Annotated in this window: 21 protein-coding genes; 12 read left to right on the top strand and 9 right to left on the bottom strand. The window is 62.8% G+C overall.

Annotated elements, in window-relative coordinates; translation table 11 throughout:
- The 8 genes from BM186_RS21615 to BM186_RS21580 form a co-directional block, all read left to right on the top strand.
- On the top strand, window positions 1–802 hold an 802-nt coding region (locus BM186_RS21615), incomplete at its 5' end, for a TRAP transporter large permease (RefSeq protein ID WP_139228029.1).
- Window positions 803–1,023: 221 nt separating this feature from the next.
- Window positions 1,024–2,985, top strand: coding sequence for an acetate--CoA ligase (gene acs / locus BM186_RS21610; protein WP_072425515.1), 1,962 nt, complete (start codon window positions 1,024–1,026; stop codon window positions 2,983–2,985).
- 211 nt (window positions 2,986–3,196) lie between these two features.
- Window positions 3,197–3,967, top strand: a complete 771-nt coding sequence (locus BM186_RS21605) for an alpha/beta hydrolase (protein ID WP_079785280.1) — start codon at window positions 3,197–3,199, stop codon at window positions 3,965–3,967.
- 14 nt (window positions 3,968–3,981) lie between these two features.
- Complete coding sequence (locus BM186_RS21600; protein WP_074918275.1) at window positions 3,982–4,239, top strand: DUF2790 domain-containing protein; 258 nt, start codon at window positions 3,982–3,984, stop codon at window positions 4,237–4,239.
- A 96-nt stretch (window positions 4,240–4,335) separates the two neighbouring features.
- Window positions 4,336–5,007, top strand: coding sequence for a heavy metal response regulator transcription factor (locus BM186_RS21595; protein ID WP_074918274.1), 672 nt, complete (start codon window positions 4,336–4,338; stop codon window positions 5,005–5,007).
- Complete coding sequence (locus BM186_RS21590; RefSeq protein ID WP_241519876.1) at window positions 5,004–6,452, top strand: heavy metal sensor histidine kinase; 1,449 nt, start codon at window positions 5,004–5,006, stop codon at window positions 6,450–6,452. Before BM186_RS21595 ends, BM186_RS21590 begins: the two co-directional genes overlap by 4 nt.
- Before the next feature lie 276 nt (window positions 6,453–6,728).
- On the top strand, window positions 6,729–8,360 hold the full coding sequence (locus BM186_RS21585) for a methyl-accepting chemotaxis protein (RefSeq protein ID WP_074918270.1): 1,632 nt from the start codon (window positions 6,729–6,731) through the stop codon (window positions 8,358–8,360).
- Window positions 8,361–8,412: 52 nt separating this feature from the next.
- Window positions 8,413–9,192: an EAL domain-containing protein gene (locus BM186_RS21580; RefSeq protein WP_074918267.1), complete on the top strand. Its 780-nt coding sequence runs from the start codon at window positions 8,413–8,415 to the stop codon at window positions 9,190–9,192.
- Between the two features lie 86 nt (window positions 9,193–9,278).
- Here the strand turns inward: BM186_RS21580 and BM186_RS21575 are convergent, their stop codons facing one another.
- Entirely contained in the window at window positions 9,279–9,539 is a 261-nt protein-coding gene (locus BM186_RS21575; protein ID WP_074918265.1) for a hypothetical protein, read from the bottom strand.
- Window positions 9,526–10,326: an MlaA family lipoprotein gene (locus BM186_RS21570; protein WP_074918263.1), complete on the bottom strand. Its 801-nt coding sequence runs from the start codon at window positions 10,324–10,326 to the stop codon at window positions 9,526–9,528. Before BM186_RS21570 ends, BM186_RS21575 begins: the two co-directional genes overlap by 14 nt.
- A 167-nt stretch (window positions 10,327–10,493) precedes the next feature.
- On the opposite strand from BM186_RS21570, the gene BM186_RS21565 reads away from it, so the two are divergent.
- Together BM186_RS21565 and BM186_RS21560 are read left to right on the top strand one after the other, a co-directional pair.
- Entirely contained in the window at window positions 10,494–11,207 is a 714-nt protein-coding gene (locus BM186_RS21565) for a response regulator (RefSeq protein WP_074918278.1), read from the top strand.
- Complete coding sequence (locus tag BM186_RS21560; RefSeq protein WP_074918252.1) at window positions 11,204–12,559, top strand: ATP-binding protein; 1,356 nt, start codon at window positions 11,204–11,206, stop codon at window positions 12,557–12,559. The genes BM186_RS21565 and BM186_RS21560 overlap by 4 nt, the downstream gene beginning before the upstream one ends.
- Before the next feature lie 33 nt (window positions 12,560–12,592).
- Here BM186_RS21560 and BM186_RS21555 read toward each other — a convergent pair whose 3' ends face one another.
- Window positions 12,593–13,270: a DUF4197 domain-containing protein gene (locus tag BM186_RS21555; protein ID WP_003462142.1), complete on the bottom strand. Its 678-nt coding sequence runs from the start codon at window positions 13,268–13,270 to the stop codon at window positions 12,593–12,595.
- A gap of 116 nt (window positions 13,271–13,386) precedes the next feature.
- Between BM186_RS21555 and BM186_RS21550 the strand changes: the two genes are divergently transcribed.
- Window positions 13,387–13,788 carry a hypothetical protein gene (locus BM186_RS21550; RefSeq protein ID WP_074918250.1) on the top strand — a complete coding sequence of 134 codons (402 nt, stop codon included), beginning with the start codon at window positions 13,387–13,389 and terminating at the stop codon, window positions 13,786–13,788.
- Window positions 13,789–13,863: 75 nt separating this feature from the next.
- On the opposite strand, the gene BM186_RS21545 is transcribed toward BM186_RS21550, so the two are convergent.
- The 3 genes from BM186_RS21545 to BM186_RS21535 are packed head-to-tail and all read right to left on the bottom strand — an operon-like array spanning window position 13,864 to window position 19,579.
- Complete coding sequence (locus tag BM186_RS21545; protein WP_074918248.1) at window positions 13,864–15,264, bottom strand: efflux transporter outer membrane subunit; 1,401 nt, start codon at window positions 15,262–15,264, stop codon at window positions 13,864–13,866.
- Between the two features lie 4 nt (window positions 15,265–15,268).
- The gene (gene tmexD / locus BM186_RS21540) at window positions 15,269–18,403 is read right to left on the bottom strand and encodes a multidrug efflux RND transporter permease subunit TMexD (protein ID WP_074918246.1); all 3,135 of its coding nucleotides are present in this window, start codon (window positions 18,401–18,403) and stop codon (window positions 15,269–15,271) included.
- 15 nt (window positions 18,404–18,418) lie between these two features.
- Complete coding sequence (locus BM186_RS21535; protein WP_074918245.1) at window positions 18,419–19,579, bottom strand: efflux RND transporter periplasmic adaptor subunit; 1,161 nt, start codon at window positions 19,577–19,579, stop codon at window positions 18,419–18,421.
- A gap of 171 nt (window positions 19,580–19,750) precedes the next feature.
- Here BM186_RS21535 and BM186_RS21530 point away from each other — a divergent pair, with 171 nt between their 5' ends.
- The gene (locus BM186_RS21530) at window positions 19,751–20,302 is read left to right on the top strand and encodes a TetR/AcrR family transcriptional regulator (protein ID WP_064495799.1); all 552 of its coding nucleotides are present in this window, start codon (window positions 19,751–19,753) and stop codon (window positions 20,300–20,302) included.
- 27 nt (window positions 20,303–20,329) lie between these two features.
- On the opposite strand, the gene BM186_RS21525 is transcribed toward BM186_RS21530, so the two are convergent.
- From BM186_RS21525 to BM186_RS21515, 3 genes are read right to left on the bottom strand one after another with little or no spacing between them, the layout of a single operon-like run.
- The gene (locus tag BM186_RS21525) at window positions 20,330–21,028 is read right to left on the bottom strand and encodes an SDR family NAD(P)-dependent oxidoreductase (protein ID WP_074918244.1); all 699 of its coding nucleotides are present in this window, start codon (window positions 21,026–21,028) and stop codon (window positions 20,330–20,332) included.
- Window positions 21,025–21,558, bottom strand: a complete 534-nt coding sequence (locus tag BM186_RS21520; protein ID WP_074918242.1) for a DUF3833 domain-containing protein — start codon at window positions 21,556–21,558, stop codon at window positions 21,025–21,027. Before BM186_RS21520 ends, BM186_RS21525 begins: the two co-directional genes overlap by 4 nt.
- An 8-nt stretch (window positions 21,559–21,566) precedes the next feature.
- The gene (locus BM186_RS21515; RefSeq protein WP_072425503.1) at window positions 21,567–22,112 is read right to left on the bottom strand and encodes a chalcone isomerase family protein; all 546 of its coding nucleotides are present in this window, start codon (window positions 22,110–22,112) and stop codon (window positions 21,567–21,569) included.
- Between the last annotated feature and the right edge of the window lie 96 nt (window positions 22,113–22,208).

Raw genomic sequence — 22,208 nt, 5'->3', positions numbered from 1 at the left:
CGCCACCGAGCAGTCGGTGGGCAAGCTGTTCATGGCCGGGGTGATCCCGGGCGTGATGCTCGGCCTGGTGCTGATGATCGCGATCTACATCGTCGCGCGCATCAAGAAGCTGCCGGCACTGCCGCGTGCCAGCTTCCGCGAGTGGCTGCGTGCTGCGCGTGAAGCGTTCTGGGGCCTGCTGCTGATGGTGATCATCCTCGGCGGTATCTACACCGGCATGTTCACCCCGACCGAGGCTGCGGCCGTGGCGGCGGTGTACGCCGGCTTCGTCGCCCTGTTCGTGTACAAGGACCTGACCATCCGCGAGTGCCCGAAGGTGCTGCTGGAGTCCGGCAAGCTGACCATCATGCTGATGTTCATCATTGCCAACGCCATGCTCTTCGCCCATGTGCTGACCACCGAGCAGATCCCGCAGCAGATCACTGCCTGGGTGGTGGATCTGGGCCTGCAGCCTTGGCAGTTCCTGCTGGTGGTGAACATCGTGCTGCTGATCGCCGGTGCCTTCATGGAGCCGTCGGCGATCATCCTGATCCTGGCGCCGATCCTCTTCCCGATCGCCATGCAGCTGGGCATCGACCCGATCCACCTGGGCATCATCATGGTGGTGAACATGGAGATCGGTCTGATCACGCCACCGGTGGGGCTGAACCTGTTCGTCACCTCGGCGGTGACGGGCATGCCACTGACGGCGGTGATCCGCGCCGCGCTGCCATGGCTGATGCTGCTGATCAGCTTCCTGATGGTGATTACCTACATCCCGGCCGTTTCCATGGCGCTGCCGAACTGGCTGGGGATGAGCTAGGCAGCCGTCGATACCGCGTCTACCTCTGCGCCCGGCCTTGTGCCGGGCTTTTTTGCTTCGTCGCGACATATCCATGACGCTGTCGAATTGGCTCGGCATGCGCCAGGCAGGGCCTCGAGACCATGGTCTTAGAGCGGTAAGACCATGGTCGAATGGCCTCACGAAGGGTCGGGGGATACAAAAGGCACCATACAAAAACAACTCCCCGTCGAGGTGATTTCATGAGTGCTGCGTCTCTTTACCCTGTGCGTCCCGAAGTGGCCGCGCGGACCCTCACTGACGAGGCCACCTACAAGGCCATGTACCAACAGTCCGTGGTCAACCCCGAGGGTTTCTGGCGCGAGCAGGGCAAGCGGATCGACTGGATCAAGCCTTACAACAAGGTCAAGCAGACCACCTTCGACGATCACCACGTCGACATCAAGTGGTTCGCCGACGGCACCCTGAACGTCTCCTACAACTGCCTCGACCGTCACCTGGAAGAGCGCGGCGACCAGATCGCGATCATCTGGGAAGGCGACGATCCGTCCGAGCACCGGGAAATCACCTACCGCGAACTGCACGAACAAGTGTGCAAGTTCGCCAACGCCCTGCGCGGCCAGGACGTGCACCGCGGCGACGTGGTGACCATCTACATGCCGATGATCCCGGAAGCCGTGGTGGCCATGCTGGCCTGTGCACGGATCGGCGCAATCCACTCCGTGGTATTCGGTGGTTTCTCGCCGGAGGCACTGGCCGGGCGCATCATCGATTGCCAGTCCAAGGTGGTGATCACCGCTGACGAAGGGCTGCGTGGCGGCAAGAAAGTTCCGCTCAAGGCCAACGTCGACGACGCCCTGACCAACCCCGAGACCCGCAGCATCCAGAAGGTCATCGTGGTGCAGCGCACCGGTTCCGAAATCAAGTGGAACCAGCACCGTGACATCTGGTACGAAGACCTGATGAAGGTGGCAGGCAGCGTCTGCGCACCCAAGGAAATGGGCGCTGAAGAAGCCCTGTTCATCCTCTACACCTCTGGTTCCACCGGCAAGCCCAAGGGTGTGTTGCACACCACCGGCGGCTACCTGGTATACGCCTCGCTGACCCATGAACGCGTGTTCGACTACCGTCCGGGCGAAGTCTTCTGGTGCACCGCCGATATTGGTTGGGTCACTGGCCACACTTACCTGGTCTATGGCCCGCTGGCCAACGGCGCTACCACCGTGATGTTCGAAGGTGTACCGAACTATCCGGACGTTTCGCGCGTCGCCAAGATCGTCGACAAGCACAAGGTCAACATCCTCTACACCGCCCCGACCGCCATTCGCGCCATGATGGCCGAGGGCAAGGCCGCGGTCGAAGGTGCCGACGGTTCCAGCCTGCGTCTGCTCGGTTCGGTCGGTGAGCCGATCAACCCGGAAGCCTGGCAGTGGTACTACGAAAACGTCGGTCAGAGCCGTTGCCCGATCGTCGACACCTGGTGGCAGACCGAAACCGGTGCCTGCCTGATGACCCCGCTGCCGGGTGCCCATGGCCTCAAGCCGGGCTCCGCTGCACGTCCGTTCTTCGGCGTACAGCCGGCGCTGGTGGACAACCTGGGCAACATCATCGAAGGTGCTGCCGAAGGCAACCTGGTGATCATCGATTCCTGGCCGGGTCAGGCACGTACCCTGTACGGCGACCATGACCGCTTCGTCGACACCTACTTCAAGACCTTCCGTGGCATGTACTTCACCGGTGACGGTGCGCGCCGCGACGAAGACGGTTACTGGTGGATCACCGGCCGCGTCGACGACGTGCTCAACGTCTCCGGCCACCGCATGGGCACCGCCGAGATCGAGAGCGCCATGGTCGCCCACCCGAAAGTGGCCGAGGCTGCAGTGGTCGGTGTACCGCACGACATCAAAGGGCAGGGCATCTACGTCTACGTCACCCTCAATGCGGGCGAGGAAGCATCGGAGCAACTGCGTCAGGAGCTGCGTAACTGGGTGCGCAAGGAGATCGGCCCGATCGCCACACCGGACGTTATTCAGTGGGCTCCGGGCCTGCCGAAGACCCGCTCGGGCAAGATCATGCGCCGTATCCTGCGCAAGATCGCTACCGCCGAATACGATTCCCTCGGCGACATCTCCACGCTGGCCGATCCTGGCGTGGTGCAGCACCTCATCGACACGCATCGCCAGATGCAAGCCGCCTGCGCCTGATCGGCAACGGCAACCGAAAGCCCCGCCCGGCCACAAGCCCGGCGGGGCTTTTTAATGCCAGGCGATCATTCACGAGTTCCAGTAGATCTGCATTACAGATTTGTAATCGGAATGTCAGGGGCAAGTCAGTGCTCGCTTTATATCGTTGTTTCGTCGGCCACCCATGACGGGTGGCAGGGTTTACATCAATGACGAAGACGAGGATATGAAGATGAATAAACTGAGCAGACTACTACTGGCAGCTGGCACGCTGCTGGTGTTGAGCGCTGGTACTGCAATGGCGAGCGAGGTCACGCCGGTCAAAGCTAACAATGTGGTGCTGGTGCATGGTTCCTGGGCTGATGGTTCCAGTTGGTCTGAGGTGATCAGCCGCCTGCAGGCTGCTGGCCTGAATGTCACGGCGGTGCAGAATCCGCTGACGTCCGTGGCCGACGATGTGGCTGCTACGCAGCGGGTGCTGAATCAACAGGATGGCCCAACCGTTCTGGTCGGTCACTCCTACGCCGGCACCGTGGTCAGCGAGGCGGGCGTCGATCCGAAGGTCAGCGCTCTGGTCTACGTCGCCGCACGTGCGCCGGACGCCAATGAGGATTTCGTGGCGCTGTCTGCCCAGTACCCGACCATGCCAGTGCGGGCAGGTGTGCAGGAGCATGATGGTTTTCTGACTCTGAAGCAGGACGCCTTTCTCAAGTATTTCGCCAGCGACGTTGCACATGACAAGGCGCTGACGCTGTTTGCCGTGCAGCAGCCCATCGCCAAGACGTTGTTCGCTGGGCGTACCACTGTCGCTGCCTGGCATGACAAACCGTCCTGGTACGCCGTATCCAGTGAGGATCAGACGATCAACCCGGATCTGCAGCGCTTTCTGGCCAAGCGCATGGGGGCGACCACCATTGAGTTGCCGTCGAGTCACCTGTCCCTGGTTTCTCATGCCCAGGAAGTTGCTGATCTGATTCTGCAGGCCGCAGGCCGTAAACTGTGAATAGGTACCTTCCGATGAAACGCTATCTACTCGCGTTCGCCATGTTGCTTGCTGCTGGCTCGGCAATGGCTGCTACACAAACTGCGGCTCCGGTGATCCATGACAAGACGGGATTCTTCATCCATCTGGATATCGACCGGGTGTTGTCCTCTACCGACCTAACCAAGCAATGCGGTGTGGGGCCGGCGCAGCTGCATTACCTCGACCACCAGGGGCGTGAGCACGTGCTGGAGTATCAGGTGATGGGCAGTGGTTGCAGCAACGACAATTGAGATTAGAGTGCTCCTACATCCGGCCTGTCCATCCGTCACTCCCAGGCAGGCTGATGTAGCGCATTTTGTTCGAAGTGTGTGAGCAGGTAAAAGTTGATGAACATCCTCGTCGTCGAAGATGAACTCAAGGCAGGTAACTACCTGTGCAATGGCCTGCAGGAGCAGGGGTACTCTGTCAGTCTGGCGCGCAATGGCGCCGATGGCCTGCACCTGGCTCTGGAAAACGCTTTTGACGTCATCGTGCTGGACGTCATGATGCCGGAGATGGATGGCTGGGAGGTGCTACGTCGTCTGCGGCAACAGGCGGACACTCCGGTACTGTTTCTCACGGCTCGTGATGACGTGGTCGATCGTATCAAGGGGCTGGAGTTGGGGGCTGACGATTACCTGATCAAGCCATTTTCCTTCGCCGAGCTGGTCGCTCGTTTGCGTACGTTGACCAGGCGCGGGCCTACCCGCGAGGAGGAGCATCTGCAGGTGGATGACTTGCAGATCGATGTCCTGAAGCGCCGCGTCATCCGTGGTGGCGTGCGCCTTGCGTTGACCAACAAGGAGTTCGCCCTGTTGCATCTGTTCGTCACTCATCAAGGGCAGGTGCTGTCACGTACATTGATCGCTTCACGTGTGTGGGACATGAACTTCGACAGTGATACCAACGTCGTCGATGTGGCTGTGCGGCGGCTGCGCATGAAGGTCGATGAGCCTTTCCAGAACAGGCTGATTCATAGCGTGCGGGGCATCGGCTACCGCTTCGATACTCAGCCATGAATGTGCTCGCTCGGATGTTGTCGAACCGTCAGTCGCTGACCTTACGGCTGGCGATACTGTTCGCACTGCTGGCTTTTGTGGCGCTGACGAGCCTGGGCATAGCACTGTATCGAGGGCTTGAGCGTGAGCTCATACGCCGTGACGATGCCGCATTGGTTTATCGCGTCGAGCAGTTGCGCAGTTTTCTCAGCGACAGCAGCACGCTGGAGCTGATCAGAACCAAGCCAACCCTGTTCGAGAACATGCTGGGCAATCGTGAGTCCGTGCTGGCTGTAGGGGTAGCGGGGCAGCCGCCGCTGCTTCTGATCAACCCGGGGCAGCTGCAGGTTCCGGCGCTACCTCCGGTAGAGACCGAGCGCTCGTTGGAACTGGTGGACGTACATCATTTGCCCGGCATCGACGGTATCCCGATGTCCGCGCTTGCGGCGACTATCGATGCTGGCGAATTGGGCCGACTACAAGTGATTACCGGGCGGCTGATGAGTGAGCGTACTACGGTGCTCGCCAACTACAGGCTGACGGTTCTCGTCCTGGCCGGGATTGCCGCACTGGTGCTTGCCGTATTTGGTTACGTGTTGCTGCATCGTGGACTTCGACCACTGCATCGACTGGCTCGGCATGCTCAGAAGATCGGTGTTGGCAATCTCAGCCAGCGTCTCGATGAGGGCAATGCACCCCTGGAGTTGCGACCGGTGATCGACGCGTTCAATACGATGCTTGAACGCTTGAGCAAGGGTTTCACCCAGCTGAGCCAGGTTTCCACGGATATGGCCCATGAGCTGCGCACGCCGATCAACAACCTTCTGGGCGAAACTCAGGTCGCTTTGCAGCAGAATCGTAGTGTGGAGCATTACCAGCAGCTGCTGGCCTCCAATGTCGAAGAACTCGAGCGTCTGGCACGTATGCTGGACAACATGCTGTTTCTCGCGCGCACCGACCCATCCGCAGCATTGCTACAGCGCCAAAGTCTGGACGTTGGCGACGAGATCGATCGGGTCGCCAGCTACTTCGAGGGGCCTGCGGCGGATGTGGGCATCTCCATCCGGGCGGAGGGTGTGGGGCGCGTCTGGGCAGAGCCGATGCTATTGCGGCGTGCGTTAGCCAATCTCTGTGCCAACGCTATCAAGTACGGAGCTCCTGACTCGGAGTTGCTCATTCGCGCCGAATGCTCTGACGTAGGCGTTAGCTTTGCTGTCATCAACCAGGGCGACACGATAGCGGCCGAGCACCTGCCGAGATTGTTCGAGCGTTTCTTTCGCGTTGATGCCTCCCGTGGGCGTTCGGCTCAGTCCAATGGCCTCGGGCTTTCCATCGTGGCGACCATCATGCAGTTGCATCAGGGCCGGTACGAGGTGAGCAGTGTCGATGGGGTAACCCGCTTCGAGCTGTTCTTTCCCGCCCAAGTCATGGAGGAGGTTGCTGAGATCCCTGTCGAGGTTTCTTGAGCGTGCAGCATGGCGGCAAGAAACAGCAGTTGACGTATAGATGCGCGCCTCAGGTTCACCCGTACCATGCCAGATAGGCAGTAGTACTAGGCAGCCCCGCCCGGCCACAAGCCCGGCGGGGCTTTTCATTTCCGGATGTCAGGATCTGTTTGTAGTTGTACATGGTATTTTATTTGTACAATTATTGTATCGATATGCATAATGGCGCAGTGCCAGTCGGTGCAGTCGAATGACGCACCTCTGTCCGTTCATTCCTGACGACTCAGAGGTCTCCCAATGCTTGCCAATCTCAACATCTCCCAGAAGCTGTACGCGGGGTTCGGTGTCGTTCTGCTGATCATTCTGGTGCTGGTGCTGTCCACCTGGCGTGGCTTCGACCAGGTCGAGCGTGCGGTGCGGCTGAATATTCACACCTATGACGTGATCAACGAATCTGCCGATCTGCTGGCCAACCTGATCAATATCGAAACCGGTGCGCGGGGATTCGTCATTACCGGGCGAGACCAGTTTCTCGGCCCTATGGAGTCCGGCGAGAGAGATTTCCAGGCGCATATGGCGCAACTGCGCCAACTGACCAGGGACAATCCTGCTCAGCAGCGCCGCCTCAGTGAACTGCAGGCCTTGCATGATCAATGGCTGGGTGAAGACATCAACGGCAATCTGGAATTGCGCCGCCAGGTGAGCGCCGGCACGCAGCGTTTCGATGCCCTGATCGACCGGGTTTCGTCAGGTGGCGCCAAGGTCAAGATGGACGCCATGCGCCGCATCTTGAGCGAGATCCAGAGTGAGGAGCGTGCACTGCTGGAGCAGCGCACGGCGTCGATGAATGCTGCCAAGTCCGAGTCGCTGGTGATCTTGCTGGTCGGTGGGCTGATCGCTGCGGTGCTCGCCATTAGCGTGGCCTTCCTCCTCTCGCACAGTATTGCCGGGCGTTTGCGGCAGGTGGTGGAGGTGGCGCGCAATGTTGCCCAAGGGCGCCTCGACTCGGATATCGAGCGGGCCGGCCGTGACGAGATCGGTGTGCTGCTGGATGCTTTCGCCACCATGCAGGAGCGGCTACGCGAGATGATCGGGCAGATCCGTGCCGGCGCGGTGCAGTTGGTTGAAGCTGCGCAGAACATCTCCAGTGCTTCCACGCAGTTGTCGGTTTCCACCCAGGAGCAGTCGCAGGCTGCTTCGAGCATGGCGGCGACGGTGGAGGAGCTGACCGTGAGCATCAATCACGTCGCCGAGAACGCCAACGAGGCGCATGGGCTGTCCAGCGACTCGGGCAGGCAGTCGGCCGAGGGCGGTGCGGTGATCCAGGAAACCCTCGCCAGCATGCAGCGCATCGCTGACACGGTGCAGGGTGCAGCGGCGCAGATCGCCGAGCTCGGCCAGCATTCGGATCAGATCTCCTCGATCGTCAACGTGATCAAGGAAATCGCCGACCAGACCAACCTGCTGGCGCTCAATGCCGCCATCGAGGCGGCGCGGGCCGGGGAGCAGGGCCGCGGCTTCGCCGTGGTAGCCGACGAGGTACGCCTGCTGGCGCAGCGCACCGCCAACTCGACCCAGGAGATCACCGAGATGATCAAGAAGATCCAACTGGGCACGCGCAGTGCGGTGAGCAATATGGAAGTCGGTGTGCAGCAGGTCAACGGCGGGGTGGCGCAGGCCAGTCAGGCCGGTGATGCCATCGTCACCATTCGCCAGGCTTCCGCCAGCGTGGTCGGTGTGGTCGATCAGATCTCCATGGCGCTGCGTGAGCAGACGGTCGCTAGTCAGGACGTGGCGCGCAATGTCGAGCGTATCGCACAGATGTCGATGGAAAACAGTGAGGCAGTGGCCGAGACATCGCGTACTGCGCAAGGTTTGCAGCAACTGGCGTTGTCGCTGGAAAAACAGGTGGCTTCCTTCCGCTTTTGACTAGGCTGACAAATGGGGAAGTCTCCACGTCTTGTTCTATAAGGAAGCGCCTATGGGTATTGTCAGCCAGAGCATCTTTCCTCAGCCATTTCGGGCTGTGGGTTGCGCCGAATGCCGTAACGCCGAGGCCCTGGGTTTCGATTTCACAATGGCTTTTCAACTGATCGTCGATATCGAGCAGCAGCGGCCGTTCGCCTATGAAGCCCTGGTGCGGGGCTGCAATGGCGAATCCGCCGCGGAAGTGCTCGGACGGGTCAATGATGGCAACCGCTACCGTTTCGATCAGGCCTGCCGGGTCAAGGCCATCGAGCAGGCCGCCAAGCTCGGGTTGCTCGATATTCCGGATTGCCTGCTCAGCATCAATTTCCTGCCCAATGCGGTGTATCGCGCCGAGACCTGCATTCGTGCCACGCTGGAAGCGGCGCAGCGCTTTGACTTCCCGCGCGAGCGGCTGATGTTCGAGGTGACCGAGGGCGAGCAGATCCATGATGCCGAGCACCTCAAGCGGATCTTCGCCGAGTACGGCAAGCAGGGCTTCACCACCGCCATCGACGATTTTGGTGCGGGCTACTCCGGGCTCAATCTGCTGGCCGAGTTTCAGCCGCACGTACTCAAGCTGGACATGGCCCTGACCCGTGGCATCGATCAGGACCCGGTGCGCCAGGCCATCGTCGCCGGTATCGTGCTGGTCGCGCAGCGCCTGGGCATCCGCATCATCGCCGAGGGCATCGAAAGTGTTGGTGAGCGTGATGCGCTGATCGAGCTTGGTATCCGCTACATGCAGGGCTTTTTCTTCGCCAGGCCTGCGTTGGACAGACTCTGCTGCGTCTGATGAAGCGTGAGATTGGCATGGGCAGGTATTGCGGCACCTACCCGGCCACTTGGCTGCGTCCTGCGAGTTGATAAGGCTGCAGTGCTTCACCCGTCGGGATTAGCCCGGGGCGGTAAGCGTTGGCTGTGCAGAATCATCCAGCGCAGCAGATCAGTTAGCCTGACCTGGTGATGGCTGACCATTTCCCATTGCGTGCATTCGCTGACGTACAGCTCCACGTAACGACTGAGCACCAGATGGCGGCGGTCATCGCTCAGACGCAAATCGACCTCCCGGCAATGCAGCGATAGCGCGTCGGGATTCCTGATCCGCTGATAGAGCAGCAGTGAGTCTTCAGTTCTGCTCATCGACCATTTCCGCTTCGCAGTTAACGGGCGCTTCCAGTGCAGCGCCGAGCTTGCCTTCCGCGACGAACTGCGCGCGGCGTTCGGCCACGGTATCGCGAAGGGCCGCGTAGTAGTCAGGCTGCCGTTGCAGCGCGTCGGTCATGGGCAGACGCTGCGCACGACCGTCGACCGTGCCGCCGACAGTACTGACGGTGCCGAGCGTATCCAGGGTATCGCTGTTGCTGCCGAACGGGTCTATGGCAAAACCCAGTACACGCCCGGTGGCGTCGCGCAGGTTGGACGTACCGAACAGCGGCAGCTCGACGATGGGGCCGTCGGCGATATTCCACACGCCGAAGGTCTGACCGAAATCGGCTCGGTGACGCTCCAGGCCAAATCGGCTCGACACATCGATCAGCCCCACTACCCCCACCGTGCTGTTGGTAATGAAGCGTGTGGCCGTGACCATCGAGCGCTTGGGGTTGCCTTGCAGCAGATCGTTGATGAACACCATCGGCTCGCCGAAGTTGGCCGCGAAGTTATGCACGCCGCTCTGGGCGAAGTCAGGCAACTGTCGGTAACCCCGTGCAACGGGGGCGAGCAGGTAGTCGTCGAGCGCTCGGTTGACCACGAATATGCCGCGGTTGATCGATTCGGCTGGGTCGTTCACCACTTGGTCCGGCGTGGTGATGCAGCCCGCCGAGTCGATTACCGGTGCTGGGTTACTGGCACAACCACTGGCCAGCAGCATGGTCATGGCGAGCGTGATAGGACGCGCGGCAGGGGATGCGAATGTTGTGACGGACATGCGGAACACCTCGATAGGAAACTGCGCCGAGGCTGCCAAGGCATTTTTGCTTGGGAATGTCCGCAATGTTGCGAACACGAAGCTTTATTGCCGGATTGAAATATATGACGGCAGGCGTTCGATGGTTTTAGATAGGCGCTCACAAACGCATTGAGGGTGTGCTGGCCGTGAGTCGCTTGTTGCTGGTGGACGACGACACCGAAGTTCTTGCTCTGCTGAAGAAGTTTCTCGAACAGCATGGCTATAGCGTGGACGTTGCCACTGACGGACAGGCGCTGTGGCGCGCGCTCGAGCGGCAACTGCCGGATCTGGTGATCCTCGACGTGATGCTGCCGGGCGACAGTGGCCTGGTGTTGTGTCAGCGCCTGCGCAGCGAGCACTCGATGGCGATCATCATGCTGACGGCGATGAGCGAGCTGAGTGACCGGGTAGTGGGGCTGGAACTGGGCGCCGACGACTACCTGAGCAAACCCTTCGATGCCCGTGAATTGCTGGCGCGGGTGCGGGCGGTGTTGCGCCGTACAGGCGAGGTACGCAGCGTACTGCATGAGCGGCCACGGCCGGTCCTGGAGTTCGCTGGCTGGCAGCTCGACGTGACCCGCCGCGAGCTGCGCTCACCGGACAAAGTCCTGATTCCGCTTTCGGCTGGCGAGTTCGAACTGCTGCTGGTGCTCGCCGAGCATCCGCAGCGTGTACTGAGTCGTCAGCAACTACTCGACATGGCGCGCGGTGAAGCCTATGACGCTTTCGATCGTAGCGTCGACGTGCAGGTCAGCCGGCTACGACGCAAGCTCGACGCCGAGCCCTCGCGCAGTTCGATGATTCGTACCATCCGTCATATCGGTTATCTCTTCACGCCCAGTGTGGTGGTGAAACGATGAGATGGCTGGCGCGCCTCGAGGGTGGTGGCTGGCTGACGCGGGACACCGTCGCACGCTGGATCGCCCTGACCACCCTGGCCTCGATGCTGACCGCTTTGCTGCTGAGTGCGTTGTTCAGTCTGCTGGCTGGCGTATGGGCACGACCGCCATTGCTGGAGGCGGGGTTGATGGAGCGCATGGCCAGCATTGCCCGGATTGCCGATGCGCTACCGCCCGAGCAGCGGCAGAAGGCGGCTGATGCCGCTGGCGATGAAGCCTTCAACGCCCGATGGTTACGGCAGCACAGTGACGCTCAGCTTCCGGCGATCGATGACGCTGCTTTCCGCTACGGCTCTGACTTGTTGCAGCAGTTGTTGCAGCGGCCGCAGGCCAGGATCGAGGCCTATGAGCCGAAGGACTGGCCGTCGCCGCGTGACGAAAGCCGTTACGTGTTGATGATCGAACTGTCCGACGACAGCTGGATGGAGTTCTCCACACCATCACGCGTCTGGGGGCTGGAGAGGGTGCCGCGCAGTCTCGTGTATCTGGTCTTGATGATGACCTCGACCCTCATCGTGGCATTGGTGGCCGCACGCTATCTGGCTGCTCCGCTGGAGCGCTTCGCGCAGGGTGCGCGGCGTTTCGGCGTGGACTTCAGGGCGCCGCCGATAACCCCGGAGGGGCCTCAGGAAATCCGTCAGGTCATCGTTGCGTTCAATGCCATGCAGTCGCGGTTACGGCACTTTCTCGATGATCGTACGCAGATGCTGGCGGCCATCTCCCATGATCTGCGCGCACCGCTGACGCGCATGCGGCTGCGGGGCGAGTTCATCGAGGATGCGGAGCAGCAGGCGAAGTTGTTCAGCGACGTTGATGAAATGCAGGCCATGGTCAACTCGGCGCTGGATTTCTTTCGTGACGAGGCTCGCCTCGAAACGGCGACAGCTTTCGACCTGAGTGAGTTGCTGCATACCATCATCGATGACTTCAAGGATGCCGGCGTTGAGGTAGCGATTCAGGTGCCCAGGCGCCAGGTGTATGTCGGTCGGCCGATCGCGATCAAACGTATGCTGGTCAACCTGCTGGAGAACGCCGTCAGATACGGACGTGAGCCGCAGGTGATGCTGCAGACCGATGACGAGGGTGTTGAAATTCGCGTGCTCGACCGTGGGCCGGGTATTCCCGTGGAGCAGCAGGAGGCTGTATTCGCGCCGTTCTACCGTCTGGAGGCCTCACGCAACAAGCACACTGGCGGGGTCGGCCTGGGGTTGTCGGCTGCGCGCGCCATGGTGCTGGAGCACGGCGGCTGTCTGACCCTGGGCAACAGGGTGGAGGGTGGATTGGAAGTGCGGGTGACGCTGCCATTCGCCTAGCATGGCGGCGGAGAACATCCGCCGCCAGGGTATTCAGAGCGCGCCGAATACTTTCTTAGCCAGGCTGGTAGCGGCACCGGCCGGGTTCTGACGGATGCTGGCTTCCTGCTTGGCAATCATTTCGAACAGGCCGTCGAGTGCCTGTTCGGTGACGTAGCTTTCCACCGTGCTGCTCTTGGCGTCGACCACGCCAAAGCTGGCGGCCTGGCCGGCGAATGCGTTGTACTGCTGGGCCAGACCGACCTGGTCGGTGGCCTGCTTGACGATGGGCAGGAATTTGGCGCGGATCTGCTCGCGGCTGCTCTTGTTCAGGTATTGGGTGGCCGAGTCCTGCGGGCCGCTGAGAATCGACTTGGCGTCGGCCACGGTCATCTTCTTCACGGCGTCGACCAATAGCGCCTGGGCCTGTGGCACCGCAGCCTCGGCGGCCTTGTTCATGCTCGCTTCGAGCTGATCGACCTGGGCGCCCATGCCCATCATCTTCATGGTCTTGGCCGCCTTGCCGAGTTTGCCGGGCAGCTCGATGCGCACGTCCGGATTGTTGCTGAAGCCGCCGGGCGTGCCCAGTTGCTTGACGGCCACCTGGGCGCCCTGGATCAGCGCGTCCTTGAGGCCGCCACTGGCGTCCTGTTGGCTCAGGTCGGAGAGGGACAGGGCGAAGACGTTGGCCGAAAGCAGCAGGCCAGCGGCGAACGTGGTGAGGCGCAGCATGGTGTTCATCCTTGCATCGGGGGAAATGCTGTGAGCTTAACGGAGTCTGCAGCGTAGGCAAGCCAAGCGATGGGCGTGGATGGGCAGCGCGCATGGCTATGGCTATGATCAGGACCATGAATTCACCATTGCCCCTGCGTACTCCCTGCCCACCGGGTGCCTGCGACTGCCAGCGCGACGAGCTGCTGGACAGGCCGGGCGCCGACACGCGTATCCTGCTGCTGACCCGCAGCGAGGAGCAGCGCCTGCTAGATCGCCTGGAAAACCTGCAGAGCCTGGAAGACCTTGAGCGCATGCAGCAACGCATGCTCGAGCAGTTGGGCATTCGCCTGCACATCGAGCCAGCCCATGGCGAGGTACGCAGCATGCGCGGCATCCACATGCATTTCGATGCCCACCCGGGGTTGTGTCGCAAGACGCGGCAGAGCATCCCGGCAGCGATCCGCCGGGCCATGGAGAAAAGGCCGGAAATTGCCTGGCGTCTGCTCGACGCCAACGATCTGCTGGGGGCTAGTTAGGTCGAATACGCTTCGATCGAAAACGACAAGGCCACGCTGGTGCGTGGCCTTGTCGTTTGTGGCGCTGGGCGGCGGCTAGCGCTGCCAGCCGCCGCCCAGCGCCCTGAACAGGTCGGCCAGCGCCAGTTGGCGCTCGGTGCTGATCTGGATCAGCGTGGTCTGGTCGTTGAAGCTGCTGCGCTGGGCATCCAGGTAGCGCAGGTGGTCATCCACACCGCCTCTGTAGCGAGCTTCGGCCAGGGCTTCGGCCGCTCGGCTGGATTCGGCCAGGGCACGCCGCGCGGTTTCTTCGCGGCGCAGCGTGTCGGTGGCGGCGAGGGCGTCGGCGACTTCGCGGAAGGCGGTCTGGATGGTGCCTTCGTAGTCGGCCACGGCGGCGTCCTGGCGCACTTCGGCGAGATCCAGGTTGGCGCGGTTGCGGCCGCCAGCGAAGATCGGCAGCGACAGCGTCGGGGCGAAGCTCCAGGCCCGCGAGCCGCCCTCGAACAGCCCGGACAGCTCTGTGCTGGAACTGCCCACCGAGCCGGTCAGGGTGATGCGCGGGAAGAACGCCGCACGGGCCGCACCGATATCGGCATTGCGTGCCTTGAGGCGATGTTCGCTGGCAAGAATGTCGGGGCGACGCTCGATCAGTTCCGAGCTGGTGCCGGGGGCGATGTCTTGCAGCACCATCAGCTCGTCGCGCGGGGTCGACGGCAACAGTCGCCCGGCGTCTGGCGTGCCGAGCAGCAGCGCCAGAGCGTTGTCCGCCTGGCGCAGCTGGCGCTCGGTACTTTCTCGCTCGGCCCTGGCCTGCTCGGCGAGGCCGACCGCTTCCTGGTAATCCAGGGCGGTGGCGGCGCCGACTTCGCGGCGTCTGCTGACCAGCTCCAGCGACGCCAGGCGGCTGTCCAGGGTCTGTTCCACCAGCGCCTTGCGCCGTAGCGCGCCATCGCGGGTCAGGTAGGCCTGGATCACTTCGGCAATCAGGCTGATCTGCGTGGCGCGGGTCGCTTCCTCGGTGGCCAGGTAGGTTTCCAGTGCAGACTCCGACAGATTGCGCACGCGGCCGAACAGGTCGACTTCGTACTCGGCCAGGCCGAGGCCGACCTGATAGACGCTGGTGACCTCCGAGCGGGCGGTTTGCGACTGATCTGCCGGTAAGCGCTGGCGGTTGCCGCTGACATTGGCATTGAGCGACGGCAGACGGTCGGCGCGCTGGATGCGGTACTGCGCACGCGCCGCCTCGATATCCAGCAGCGCCTGGCGCAGGCTGCGGTTGTTGTTCAGTGCGGTATCCACCGCGCGGCGCAGGTCGGCATCGACGATGAAGGTCTGCCAGTCCAGCGCTTGCGCGCGGGTGCCATTGGCGTCGGCCACCTGCCAGTCGGCTGCGACCGGTGCCTCTGGCCGCTCGTAATGAGGTGCCAGAGAACAGCCGCCGAGGGCGACGGCCAGGATCAGCAGAGCGGGGCGCAGCATGAGGTGAGAGGTCATCGCATTACTCCGCTTTATGCAGGGGATGGTTGTCGGTTTGCTGAGGTTTGGTACGCAGCAGCGACAGCACCCAGACGAAGAAGATCGGCACGAAGATCACCCCGAGCATGGTCGCGCTGAGCATGCCGCCCAGTACGCCGGTACCCAGTGCGCGCTGGCTGGCGGCGCCGGCGCCGGTGGCGATGGCCAGCGGTACCACGCCGAGCATGAAGGCCATGGAGGTCATGATGATCGGGCGGAAACGCAGGCGTGCTGCTTCGATGGCGGCATCGCGCAACGAGTAGCCGTCTTCCCACAGATCCTTCGCGAACTCGACGATGAGGATGGCGTTCTTCGCCGCCAGGCCGATCACGGTGATCAGGCCGACCTTGAAGTAGACGTCGTTGGGCAGGCCGATGGCGGTCACCGCCAGCACCGCGCCGAGGGCGCCGACCGGCACGATGAGCATCACGCTCAGCGGGATCGCCCAGCTCTCGTAGAGGGCCACCAGCAGCAGGAACACCACGGTGATGGCCAGGGCGAAGAGCATCACTGCCTGGCCGCTGGCGACCCGCTCTTGATACGACAGGCCGGTCCACTCATAACCGATGCCTTCCGGCAGCTCGGCGGCGATGCGCTCCAGTTCGGCCATGGCCTCGCCGGTGCTGACGCCAGGGGCGGCGTCGCCGGCGATGCGGATCGACGGATAACCGTTGTAGCGGGCGATCTGCACCGGACCTTCTTCCCACTGCGTGGTGACGAAGGCGCTCAGTGGTACCAGTCCACCGCTGTCGTTGGGTACGTGCAGCCGGAGCACGCTTTCCGGGGTCATCCGTTCGGCCTGCTCGGCCTGCACCACCACGCGTTGCTGGCGACCTGCGTTGGCGAAGTCGTTGATCACCGAGGAACCGAAGGCGGTTGACAGTGCGCTGCTCACCGACTCGAAGCTCACACCAAGGGTACGCGCCTTTTCGCGGTCGATGACCAGGCGCAACTGCGGCGCCTCGGCCAGGCCTTCCATCATGGCGTAGAGGAACTTCGGGTTGCCGTTGACCTTGCCCAGCACCTCGTCGCGCGCGGCGAGCAGGGCGTCGCGGCCGAGGCCGGCACGATCCTGCAGGCGCAGGGCGAAGCCGCCGGAGTTGCCCAGGCCTTCGATCGGCGGAGGTGGCACGGCCATCATGGCGCCGTCGTCGAGGTTGGCGAAGTGCTGGTTGACCGCTGCCGATTCGGCCTCCGGTGATTGTGTGGCGTCACGCTCCGACCAGTCCTTGAGCAGCGGGAAGGCGATGGCGGCGTTCTCGCCCATGCCGGAGAAGCTGAAGCCGAGCACCAGGAAGGAGGTCTCGATGGCGTCGCGGCCCATCAGAAATTCTTCCAGTTCCTCGCCGGCCGCCGAGGTGCGCTCACGGGTGGCGCCCGGTGGCAGCTGGATGTCGACGATCATGTAGCCCTGGTCTTCGACCGGTACGAAGGATTCCGGCAGGCGCAGGTAGAAGAATCCCATCAGCACCACGATGCCCAGGTAGACGAACATGACGCGGCCCGCACGTGGCGCCAGTTTGCCGTTGAGCGCGGTGTAGCGCCCGGTCAGACGAGTGAACAGGCGATTGAAAGCGCCGAAGAAGCCGCTCTTCTCGTGATGCCCCTCCGGGATGGGCTTGAGAATCGTCGCGCACAGCGCCGGAGTGAAGGTCAGGGCGAGGAAACCGGAGAACAGGATCGACACCGCCAGCGACAACGAGAACTGCTGGTAGATCACCCCGACCGAGCCGGACATGAAGGCCAGCGGCAGGAACACCGCCGACAGCACCAGGGTGATGCCGATGATCGCCCCGGATACCTGGCCCATCGCCTTGATGGTCGCCGGCACCGGCGCCAGGCCTTCCTCGGCCATGATCCGCTCGACGTTCTCCACCACCACGATGGCGTCGTCGACCAGGATGCCGATGGCCAGCACCATGCCGAACATGGTCATCATGTTCACCGAGAAGCCCAGCAGGTACATGAAGGTCAGGGTGCCGAGCAGGCACACCGGCACCACGATGGACGGGATCAGGGTATAGCGCACGTTCTGCAGGAACAGGAACATCACCAGGAACACCAGCACCATGGCCTCGACCAGGGTCATGATGACCTTGTCGATGGCCACGTCGACGAAGCGCGAGGTGTCGTAAGGCACCGAGAACTCGACGTTGTCCGGGAAGTTCACTGACAGTTCGGTCAGGCGCTGTTTCACCGCCTCGGCGGTCTGGATGGCGTTGGCACCGGGCGACAGCTGCACGGCGGCCGCGACGGCGGGCTTGCCGTCCTGGCGCGAGCCGAAGTTGTAGTCCTGGCTGCCGACCTCGATGCGCGCCACGTCGCCCAGGGTCAGGCGCGAACCGTCCTGGTTGGCACGCAGCACGATGGCGGCGAATTCATCCGGGTTGTCCAGGGTGCCCTTGACCGCCAGGGTGGCAGTCAGTTGCTGCTCGCTGGAACCTGGCGTGCTGCCGAAGGCGCCGGCCGGCACCTGCACGTTCTGCGCGCGGATGGCGTTGTTCACGTCGTCGATCGACAGGCCGTAGCCGACCAGCTTCTGCGGGTCTATCCACACCCGCATGGCGGCTTCGGAGGCGAAGAACTGCAGCTTGCCGACGCCAGGGACGCGACGGATTTCGTTGTTGATGTTGCGCGCGGCGTAGTCGGCCAGCGCCGTGGTGTTGTCGTTCTTGCCGCCATCCTTGTAGCTCAGCGCGTAGATCAGCAGGAAGCCCGCCGTGGCCTGCTCGGTCTGGATGCCCAGGGTGAGCACGGCCTGCGGCATGCGCGCCTCGGCTTTCTTCAGGCGGTTCTGCACGTCGACCTGGGCCAGTTCGGGGTCAGTGCCCGGCTGGAAGGTCACGGTGATCTCGGCGATGCCGTTGGCGTTGCTGGTGGACTCGAAGTACAGCAGGTTCTTCGCGCCGTTGAGCTCTTCCTCGATGACACTGGTCACCGAGTCGGTCAGCACCTGCGCCGAGGCGCCTGGGTAGGTGGCGGTGACGGTGATCTGCGGCGGCGCCACGTTGGGGTACTGCGCCACCGGCAGGAACGGGATGGCCAGCAGGCCGGCCAGCGAGATGAACAGGGCGACCACCCAGGCGAAATTGGGGCGCCGTATGAAAAACAGGGACATGGGGTTCTCTCCGGCTTACTGCGCCTGGGATTGTGGAGCGTGCGCGTCAGCTTCCTCGCGCGGCACGACCTTGGCGCCGGGCTTGATGGCAGCCAGCGAGCTGGTGATCACCTTGTCGCCGGCCGCGAGGCCTTCGGCGATCAGCCAGCGTGAGCCGTGCATGGCGCCGGTGGTGACCTGGCGAACCTCGACGGTGTCGTCTTCGCCCAGCAGCATCACGCTGGCCTGGCCGTCGGCAGCACGCTGCACGGCACGCTGCGGCACCAGGATGGCGTTCTGGTTCAGCCCCTGCGGCGTCAGCACGCGCACGTACATGCCGGGCAGCAGCACGCCTTGCGGGTTGTCGAAGCGGCCGCGCAGGGCGATCTGGCCGGTGCTGCGATCCACCGAGATATCGGTGAACAGCAGGGTGCCTTTGCTCTCGATATCGGTGCCATCGACGCGCAGCGACAAGGGCTGATCGGCTGCACCGGCAACCTTGCCATCGGCGATGGCAGCGCGCAGACGCAGGGCATCGGCGGCCGGCTGGGTGAAGTCGGCGTAGACCGGGTCGAGCTGCTGAATGCGGGCGAGCAGGGTGGCTTCACCCTGGCCGACCAGCGCGCCTTCGGTCACCTGGGCGCGGCCGATGCGTCCGGCAATGGGCGCGCGCACTTCGGCATAACCCAGATCCAGCCGCGCGGTTTCCACGCTGGCTTGTGCCGAGCGCTTGTCGGCCTGGGCGCTTTGCAGGGCAGCCTTGGCGACATCGAAGTCCTGCTTGCTGACCGCATCGATCTTCACCAGTGGCTCGTAGCGCTTGACCGTGGCCTGCGCCTGGAACAGCTGCGCCTCGGCGCGGGCCAGTTCGCCCTGAGCACGCGACAGGGCGGCCTTGAACGGTGCCGGGTCGATCTGGAACAGCAGGTCGCCGGCCTTGACGTCGGCGCCTTCCTCGAAGGTGCGTTCGAGCACGATGCCGGCGACCCGGGCGCGTACTTCGGCGACCCGCACCGGCTCGATTCGGCCTGGCAGTTCGGCGATCACGGTGAACGGCTCGGTCTTGACGGTCAGCACGTCGACCTCGCGTGGTGGCGCCTCACCCCCTCCTTGCTCGCCTTTGTCGCAGCCGGCCAGGCCGATTGCCGCCAGTAGAGCGACCACTGAAAAAACGTAACGTCCGCGAATTGTGCTCATGCTGTCACCTGGAGTGAGATCCATTTTCCTTGAAAGGCGCGAATGATCATGCCTTGGTCAAAATGAGTCAATATTGACTCATATGGATCTTTTGTGAGCAAAATTGTAAGTCCCCGTTGAGTCTGGGGACTTTTTCTGCACAATGCGCGCTGCTCAAGCGGAGGGCCTGCGATGTCCAATGATGAAAAACTGCTCAAGGCCCTGGCTGTTGCCATCGTCGATCGCCCGCGGGCGACGCTGAAAGATCTGGCCGAAGCCGCGGGCGTCAGCAAGGCCACCTTGCATCGTTTCTGTGGCACGCGTGACAGCCTGGTCGAGCGCCTGATGAATCACAGTCAGGCAGCGCTCAACCAGGTGATCGAAGACGCCGACCTGCAGGTCGCCGATGTGGCGCAGGCATTGCGCAACCTGATCGAAAATCACCTCAGACACCGCGAGTTGCTGGTGTTCATGATCTTCCAGTACCGCCCCGACAGTCTCGACCCGGACCAGGACGGGGCACGCTGGATCGCCTACACCGATGCATTGGACAGCTTCTTCCTGCGTGGCCAGCAGGAGGGGTACTTTCGCATCGACATCACCGCCGAGCTGTTGACCGAATTGTTCGTGTCGCTGATCTATGGCATGGTCGATGCCGAGCGTCGTGGCCGCGCCGCCAGTGCGCGTTCGCTGGCGGTGCTCGAGCAGTTCTTTCTCAAGGGCGCGGGCCAGCCTCGCCCCTGATGCCCAGGCCGCGTTGCCTGACTGCTGTCACCACGGCAAGGGCTGGCCGTCGTAGGCGTGGAAGCTGCCGCTGTGCTCGGGCCCCAGACCGTCGATCACTTGCAGCATTTCAGCGGCGGCCTGCTCGGCCGGTCGCGCAGCACTGGCACCGCGAAAGGGTTGCGACAGGGGAGAGATGACCGTGCCGGGATGCAGGCTGAGCAGGCGTGCCTTGGGCTTGCTGCGTGCCAGCTCGATCGCGGCGGTCTTGATCAGCATGTTCAGCGCCGCCTTGGACGCTCGGTAGGCGTACCAACCACCGAGGCGGTTGTCGCCGATGCTGCCGACCTTGGCCGAAAGCATGGCCATGGCGCCCTGTTTGTCGAGCAGTGGCAGGAAGTGGCGCAGCACCAGAGCCGGCCCCAGCGCATTGACTTGGAATATCGCCTGCAGTGCATCGGCTTCGATCGCCGCCAGGCTTTTCTCCGGCGCTATGCCCGGGCGATGTAGCAGTCCGGCCGTGTGCAGGATCAACTGATACGGCCCTTCGTCCGCCAAGGCTGCTGCGGCTTCGGCGATGCTGGCAGGCTCTTCCAGATCGAGCGCCGGTGAGCTGCTACGGCTCAGCTCACGTACGCCGGCGCAGTTGGGGTCGGCGCGCAGCAACTGACAGAAGGCCTGGCCGATGGTGCCGCTGGCGCCAATCACTAGCGCCTTGTATCCGTTGCCCAGGCTGTGCAGGGTCATGGCTGAGCGGCGCCACGGCGAAAGAACAGCGTGACCTGACCGAGTTCGATGCCGAACTTGCTCATGACCGAGCGGTTGATCAGGGTGTCGTCGTCCATCAGGTACATCCAGTCATCGAAGTAAACGACATAGGTCGTATCGTCCACCGGCAGGTTGAGGTGGTAACGCCAACGCAGGGCGTTGCCGGCCACTTCGCCTATGGCTTCGCCGACCACGTCGTCAGCGGTGCCGATCCAGCGTCCCGTACCGTCGGGCGTCAGCGTCCAGACCCGGCGCTGGCGGGTGCCGTCGCTGTACAGGAAACGTTCATCGAGGATCAGCTTGTCGCCCTCGCGGCGACTCTGGATATCGACGTGAAAGCGCTTGATCACTTCGCCGGAGCGGTCCTGGAACATGCCCCAGGCTTGCACCGGCCCGGAGAAGTAGGTGGGCAGATCCAGCACGGGTTTCTCGTTGGCGTAACGTTCGACCGGGACCTGGCCGCAGCTGATCAGCAGCAGGCTGCTCAGCACAATCAATAGGGCTTTCATGCGATACCTCACGGATTAAGGCCGAGCAATGCCGCACGCAGCTTCGGGCTGCGAGTCTGCGGATCGAGCCAGATGGAGAAGAAGGCGCGGGCGAACTCTTGATCGTCGATGACGTGCTGCAGTTTGCCGTCGACGTAGAAGCGGCAGCCCTGGTCGGGCAGGAATACGCCGGTGATGCGTGTGCCATCCTTCACATCGACGAACGCCTGGCTCATCTGCTGCGTCCACTCGCTCTGCTGTTCGCGGTCGAGGGGTTGGCCGTTGATCCGGCGTATTTCGTCGAGACTGGTTTCGACCAGGGTTTCCCGGCTGATGGTGCGCCTGTAGGTCAGCTCCAGGGCGAAGGGCTGGGAGAAATCCACCTGCTGCGCCGGGCTCCATAGCTTGGCGTTGTAGACCGAGAAACCGAACCAGCTGAAATCACCGCTGCCGACCAGCTCGGCCTGCGGTAGCTGTTCACGCCAGCCGCTCTGGTTGTTGGCTTGCACCGAGGTGCTGGCAAGTGCCAGCGTCAGCAGCAGGGCCGAACAGAGGCGTGATGTCAGGGCTGCCATGAGTCATCCCTCCGCAGTTGCAGTTGGCCGCGGCCATCGAATGGCCGCGGGTAGCCAATAAAAAAATCCGACAACCAAAAAGGGGAGAGGTGGGTT

Source organism: Ectopseudomonas toyotomiensis (assembly GCF_900115695.1).
GTDB classification, from domain to species: domain Bacteria; phylum Pseudomonadota; class Gammaproteobacteria; order Pseudomonadales; family Pseudomonadaceae; genus Aquipseudomonas; species Aquipseudomonas toyotomiensis.
Note: the sequence above shows the minus strand (reverse complement) of the source record. Positions and strands in the feature narration are given on the sequence as shown.